This window comes from Streptomyces prasinopilosus (genome assembly GCF_001419695.1).
GTDB lineage: Bacteria > Actinomycetota > Actinomycetes > Streptomycetales > Streptomycetaceae > Streptomyces > Streptomyces prasinopilosus.
Window position 1 is genome coordinate 1 of sequence record NZ_LIRG01000420.1, and the last position, 6,609, is coordinate 6,609.

General features: G+C 72.1%; 6 protein-coding genes and 1 pseudogene. 6 read left to right on the forward strand and 1 reads right to left on the reverse strand.

Annotated elements, in window-relative coordinates:
* The 6 genes and pseudogenes from AOK18_RS18070 to AOK18_RS18095 all read left to right on the forward strand — a co-directional run.
* Positions 1–334 (forward strand): annotated as a pseudogene (locus AOK18_RS18070) (heme ABC transporter ATP-binding protein); the annotation flags it as partial.
* Entirely contained in the window at positions 334–1,458 is a 1,125-nt protein-coding gene (locus AOK18_RS18075; RefSeq protein WP_055572977.1) for an ABC transporter permease, read from the forward strand. The pseudogene AOK18_RS18070 and the gene AOK18_RS18075, both read left to right, overlap by 1 nt.
* A complete protein-coding gene (locus AOK18_RS18080; RefSeq protein ID WP_055572976.1) occupies positions 1,455–2,729 on the forward strand; it encodes an ABC transporter permease in 1,275 nt (424 codons plus the stop codon). The genes AOK18_RS18075 and AOK18_RS18080 overlap by 4 nt, the downstream gene beginning before the upstream one ends.
* Complete coding sequence (locus tag AOK18_RS18085) at positions 2,726–3,139, forward strand: cytidine deaminase (protein WP_055572975.1); 414 nt, start codon at positions 2,726–2,728, stop codon at positions 3,137–3,139. Before AOK18_RS18080 ends, AOK18_RS18085 begins: the two co-directional genes overlap by 4 nt.
* A 124-nt stretch (positions 3,140–3,263) precedes the next feature.
* Positions 3,264–4,541: a thymidine phosphorylase gene (locus AOK18_RS18090; RefSeq protein ID WP_175400308.1), complete on the forward strand. Its 1,278-nt coding sequence runs from the start codon at positions 3,264–3,266 to the stop codon at positions 4,539–4,541.
* Positions 4,542–4,647: 106 nt separating this feature from the next.
* Positions 4,648–5,232 (forward strand): Uma2 family endonuclease, encoded by a 585-nt coding sequence (locus tag AOK18_RS18095; RefSeq protein WP_055695054.1) that lies wholly within the window; start codon positions 4,648–4,650, stop codon positions 5,230–5,232.
* Between the two features lies 1 nt (position 5,233).
* Here AOK18_RS18095 and AOK18_RS18100 read toward each other — a convergent pair whose 3' ends face one another.
* Positions 5,234–6,151, reverse strand: a complete 918-nt coding sequence (locus tag AOK18_RS18100; RefSeq protein WP_055695055.1) for an AEC family transporter — start codon at positions 6,149–6,151, stop codon at positions 5,234–5,236.
* Positions 6,152–6,609 lie beyond the last annotated feature (458 nt).

The following is a 6,609-nucleotide window of genomic DNA, read 5'->3' on the forward strand; positions in this document are numbered from 1 at the left end:
CGGCGTGGACGTCGGCGCGCAGGCCGCGATCTGGGACCACATCCGCGAGGCGCGCCGCGAAGGCCTCGCCGTCCTGCTGATCTCCGCCGACCTGGACGAGCTGATCGGCCTGTCCGACACCCTCCGGGTGATCTACGACGGCAGGCTCGTCGCGGACGCCGACCCCGCCACCATCACCCCGGAGGAGCTCGGCAGCGCCATGACCGGCGCCGCCGCCGGACACCTCGAACACGAAGAGACCCCCGAGACCCCGGCCGGCGCCGGGAAGACCGGGGCCGGCGCCCCCGGCTCCGCGGCCGACGCCCCCGAGTCTCCGGAAGACGAGGCCCGCTGATGAAGAAGTTCGACAAGGAGCGCGCGCTCCTCGCGGTGGCCGGACCGGTCATCGCGCTCGCCGTGGCCTTCGCGCTCAGCGCGATCGTGCTGCTCGCCTCGGGGAAGAACCCCGTCGAGCCGTTCGCCCTGATGTTCGAGCAGGCGACGTTCTCCGACGTCCAGGTCCTGATCGTCAACCAGGCCTCGATGTACTACATCGCCGCCCTCGCGGTCGCCATCGGCTTCCGGATGAACCTCTTCAACATCGGGGTCGACGGCCAGTACCAGCTCGGCGCCATCATGGCCGCCGTCGTCGGCGCCCACATGAACCTGCCGGCCGTGCTGCAGATCCCGCTGCTGCTCCTCACCGCCGTGTTCACCGGAGCCTTCTGGGCCGGCATCGCCGGAGTCCTCAAGGTCACCCGCGGGGTCAGCGAGGTCGTCGCCACGATCATGCTCAACGCGATCGCCACGTCCCTCATCGTCTACATGTGGAAGCCGGACGTCTTCGGCGTCAAGATCGGCAACAACAGCACCACCGGCGAGATGCACGAGTCCGGCTGGGTCCCCGGCATCGACATGGGTGAGGCCGGCGAGATCTACGGTCTGGTCGTCCTCGCCGCGCTGCTCGGCATCGGCTACTGGATCGTCCTCAACCGCACCCGCTTCGGCTTCGACCTGCGCGCCTCCGGCGCCTCCACGACCGCCGCCGCGGCCAGCGGGGTCGACCCCAAGCGCATGGTGCTCACCGCCATGCTGATCTCCGGCGGTCTCGCCGGTCTCGCGGGCCTGCCGATCCTGCTCGGCGACTCCCACACCTACAACCTGAACTTCCCCACCGGCATCGGCTTCCTCGGCATCGGCATCGCCCTGCTCGGCCGCAACAGCCCCGTCGGCATCGCCTTCGCCGCCCTGCTGTGGGCCTGGCTCGACAAGGCCTCCCCCGAGCTGGACTTCTACGGCTACGACAAGGAGATCGCGGTCATCATGCAGGGCCTGATCGTCCTCTCGGTCGTCGTCTCCTACGAGGCCGTCCGCGAGTGGGGCCTGCGCCGCCAGCAGCGCCGGGTCGGCGCGGAACTCGCCGCGGGCCACGTCCTCGGCGCCGACAACAACTCCCCGAAGGAGGTGGCCGGCCGATGACCGCCCCGACCACAGCGACCGACGTCAACCAGCCCTCGCTGCAGCCCGCGGCGCCCACCGGCCGCCGCATGTCGTGGCCCGTGCTGCTGCTGGTCGTCGCCGGCGCCCTGGCCCTGGTCTCGATCGTCCGCATCATCACCGGCGCGGACGGCATCACCAACGTCAGCCAGATGTCCACCGCCCTCCAGCTCGCCGTCCCCATCGGCCTCGCCGGACTCGGCGGCCTGTGGGCCGAGCGCGCGGGCGTCGTCAACATCGGCCTCGAGGGCATGCTGATCCTCGGCACCTGGTTCGGCGCCTGGGCCGGATTCCAGTGGGGTCCGTGGACCGGCGTCCTGGTCGGCATCATCGGCGGCTGCCTCGGCGGCCTGCTGCACGCCGTCGTCACCGTCACCTTCCGCGTCAACCACATCGTCTCCGGTGTGGCCATCAACATCCTCGCCCTCGGCGCCACCCGCTACCTCGCCCCGCTCGCCTTCGAAGGCCACCAGGGCGGCTCCGCCAAGCAGTCCCCGGCGATCGAACCGCTCGGCCACTTCACCGTGCCGGGACTGTCCGACGCCCTGCGGGACCTCAACGCCAAGGGCTGGTTCTTCGTCTCCGACATCGCGGGCCTGCTCGGCGGCCTGGTCACCAACGTCTCCTGGCTGACCCTCATCGCCGTCGCGCTCATCCCCGCCACCTGGTGGATCCTCTGGCGCACCGCGTTCGGCCTGCGCCTGCGCTCCTGCGGCGAGAACCCCGTCGCCGCCGAGTCCCTCGGCGTCAACGTCTACAAGTACAAGTACCTCGCCGTGATCATCTCCGGCGGCCTGGCCGGCCTCGGCGGCGCCTTCCTCTCCATCGTCGCCAACCCCTTCTACCTGGAGGGCCAGGTCAGCGGGCGCGGTTACATCGGCCTCGCCGCGATGATCTTCGGCAACTGGATGCCGGGCGGCCTCGCCATCGGCGCCGGGCTCTTCGGCTACACCGACAGCCTCAACCTGCGCGGCGGCTCCACCAACGTGCACGCCCTGCTGCTGCTCGGCGCGCTGCTGCTGCTCGTCGGCGCGATCTGGCTGGCGGTCCGCAAGAAGTACGTGCACGCGGTCGTCACCCTGCTCGTCGGCGCGCTCGTCTTCGCCTGGTACGCCGGCACCAACGAGGTCCCCAACCAGGTCGTCGCCGCCACGCCGTACGTCATCACCCTGGTGGTCCTGGCCCTGTCCGCGCAGCGGCTGCGCATGCCGAAGGCGGACGGACTCCCGTACCGGAAGGGACAGGGCGGATGACGCCCGCCCCGGCCGCCGCGGCGGACATCGACTGGGAGGCGCTGCGCGCGGTGGCACGGGAGGCCATGTCCCACGCGTACGCCCCCTACTCGGGGTACCCGGTCGGCGTCGCCGCCCTGGTCGACGACGGGCGCACCGTCTCCGGCTGCAACGTCGAGAACGCCAGCTACGGCCTCGGCCTGTGCGCCGAGTGCGGGCTGGTCTCGGAGCTGCAGCGCACCGGGGGCGGCCGGCTCACGCACTTCACCTGTGTGGACGGCACCGGCGCGGTCCTCGTCCCGTGCGGCCGCTGCCGCCAGCTGCTGTACGAGTTCGGCGGGCCCGGACTGCTCCTCGAGACCCCGGCGGGCGTCCTGCCGCTGTCGGCGATGCTGCCCCAGGCCTTCGGCCCGGAGCACCTCACCCCGTAACACCGCACCACCCCGTCACGCGCAGCCCCACCGCGGCCCCTCCGCGCGGCTCACTCCCGACCGGAGGGGCCGCGTTCCGAGGGGCCGCGCCCTTCGCACTCCGGAAGGAAGGCCACCCATGGCCATGGACGTCATCTCCGTCATCCGCACCAAGCGGGACCGCGGCGAACTCAGCGACGAGCAGATCGACTGGGTCATCGACGCCTACACCCGCGGGGAGGTCGCCGACGAGCAGATGTCGGCCCTCGCGATGGCGATCCTCCTCAACGGCATGAACCGGGGCGAGATCGCCCGCTGGACCGCCGCCATGATCGCCTCCGGCGAGCGCATGGACTTCTCCTCGCTGTCGCGCCCCACCGCCGACAAGCACTCCACGGGCGGCGTCGGCGACAAGATCACCCTGCCGCTCGCCCCGCTGGTCGCGGCCTGCGGCGCGGCCGTCCCGCAGCTGTCCGGCCGGGGCCTGGGCCACACCGGCGGCACCCTCGACAAGCTGGAGGCGATCCCCGGCTGGCGCGCACTGCTGTCCAACGAGGAGATGCTCTCCGTCCTGGACGGCGTCGGCGCCGTCATCTGCGCGGCCGGCGACGGCCTCGCCCCCGCCGACAAGAAGCTCTACGCCCTGCGCGACGTGACCGGCACCGTCGAGGCGATCCCGCTGATCGCCTCCTCGATCATGTCGAAGAAGATCGCCGAGGGCACCGGTTCGCTCGTCCTGGACGTGAAGGCGGGCAGCGGCGCCTTCATGAAGACGATCGAGGACGCCCGCGAACTGGCCTCCACCATGGTCGGCCTCGGCACCGACCACGGCGTGAGGACGGTCGCCCTGCTCACCGACATGTCGACCCCGCTCGGCCTGACGGCCGGCAACGCGCTCGAGGTGCGCGAGTCGGTGGAGGTCCTGGCGGGCGGCGGCCCGGCGGACGTCGTCGAACTCACCCTCGCCCTGGCCCGCGAGATGCTCGACGCCGCCGGCCTGAAGGACGCCGACCCGGCGAAGGCCCTGGCCGACGGCTCCGCGATGGACGTCTGGCGCCGCATGATCGCGGCCCAGGGCGGCGACCCGGACGCCCCCCTGCCCACAGCGCGGGAACAGCACGTGGTCACGGCGTCCGCCTCCGGCGTCCTGACCCGCCTGGACGCCTACGACATCGGCGTCGCCGCCTGGCGCCTCGGCGCGGGCCGGGCCCGCAAGGAGGACCCGGTGCAGGCGGGCGCGGGCGTCGAACTGCACGCCAAGCCCGGCGACACGGTCACCGAGGGCCAGCCCCTGCTGACCCTGCACACGGACACCCCGGACCGCTTCGACTACGCCCTCCGGGCGGTCGAGGGCTCCTACGACGTCGCGGCCCCCGGCACCCCCTTCACGGCGGCGCCGGTGGTGCGGGAACGCATCGCCTGACCCGCGCCCGCGGGACATGCCTCATTCGGATGAACGGGGTCGGTGGACCACCACCGGCCCCGTTCGGCATGCTGGGATCGGTGACGCACCGATAGGAGAAACCGCCATGAGCGCACTCACCGTGAGCCAGGACCCCGAGCAGAGCTGGGACGACCTCGTCCGGTTCTGGGAGGAGATGGAATGGCCCGAGGGCAGCAAGGTGGAGATCATCGAGGGGATCATCACCGTGTCACCCGCTCCCGCACTTCGTCACAACGTCATCGCGGAGCGGATTCAGCGTCGCCTGTACTCGGTGATTCCCGAGGACTGGGGGGTCTACCAGACACTGGCCATCGCCGTACCGTCCCGCCTGGGCATGCTCATCCCGGATCTCCTGGTGACTCCTGTACAGGAGCACTCGGAGTCGGACAGCCACATCCCCGCCGCCCTCGCCGAACTCGTCGTCGAGGTGACGTCGAAGACCAACGCGCGCCACGACCGCGTCAGCAAGCCCGCCGCCTACGCCACCGCGGGCATCCCGCTGTACCTTCTCGTCGACCGCTGGGCTCCCGACGGTCCGACCGTGACGCTCTTCGGCGAACCGAACGGCGATGTCTACCGTCCCCTGAGCACCGTCAAGTTCGGCGAGCCGATCGAACTGCCGGAGCCCTTCGGTCTCGTCATCGACACCGCTGAGTTCCCCGACGCCTGAGTCACCCCAGCACCGCCACCACCACGAGCACCGGGACCGACAGCAGGGTCGACACCAGGACCGCCTCCCGCGCCAGGGTCTCGCCGACGCGGTAGCTGCTCGCGTACGTGAAGAGGTTCTGCGCGGCCGGCAGGGCCGAGGTCACCACCACGTCCAGCACCTGCGCGCCGCGCAGCCCGAACACCCCCACCGCCAGAGCCCAGGCGACCACCGGCTGCCCCACCGACTTCAGCGCCACGGCCAGCAGCACCGGTCCGCGCTCGCCGCCCCGCAGGGGCGGGGCACTGCCGCGCAGCGAGATGCCGAAGGCGAGCAGGACGGCGGGGACGGCCATGTTGCCGATGAGGGTCAACGGGTCCATGATCGGGCCGGGGATCTCGACGCCGCTCGCCGCGACCGCCACTCCCGCCAGCGAGCCCAGTGCGACCGGATTGCGCAGGGGGGTGAGCAGCCGCCGCCCCAGGGGCTGCTTCCCGCCGGCGGTCGCCAGGTCCAGGATCGTCAGGGCGACCGGGGCGACCATCACGAGCTGGAACAGCAGCACCGGCGCCACCAGTGAGGCGTCGCCCAGGACGTACACCGCGATCGGGATGCCGAGGTTGCCGGAGTTGACGTAACTGGAGCACAGGGCGCCGATGGTGGTGCGGCCCACGCCCCAGCGGCGCACGGCGCCCACCGCCACGAAGACGCCGGCCACCGCGGCCGTGCTCAGCGCCGTGACCAGCAGCCGGCCGGAGAAGACCAGCGACAGGTCGGCCTCGGCGAGGAGGGTGAACAGCAGGGCCGGTGAGGCGATGCGGAACGCCAGTTTCGTCAGCACGTCGCGGGCCTGCCCGCCGAGATATCCCCGGCGGCCGGTCACGTAGCCGACGCCGATGACGACCGCGATCACCGCGAACCCGCTCAGCACCCCCTGCACGGCGGCTCCGCGTCGGGGTGGAGGGCACCGGAGGGCGCGGGCGGGGGCGATCTGTGGTGCATACAGGCAACCCTCGGGGGAGTGGCGTGCCCAGGTCAAGGTGATCTCCGCGTCACCCCGGGCGCCGGACTCCGCCCGCCCCCGGACGGGCGTCCGCACGCCCCGCGCCGTCTCACGGGTCCGCGTCGCGCGTTCGTGTCGCGGATCCGCCTCACGGGGCCGGGCCGTGAATCCGCGGGGCCCGCGATGAGTTACGCGCCCGTGCCCGGTCCAACCGGACGTGGACGCCATGACACCCCCGGTACTCGTACTGCGCGGCCCCGTCACCCCGGACGGCGCGATGAGCGGGCCGGGCGACGCGCTGCGGGCACTCCTCGACGGCGGCGGGACCGGCGGAGTGGTCGTCTGCGACGTGGGCGGGCTGGGACCGCCGGGGCTCGCCGCCGTGAACCTGCTGG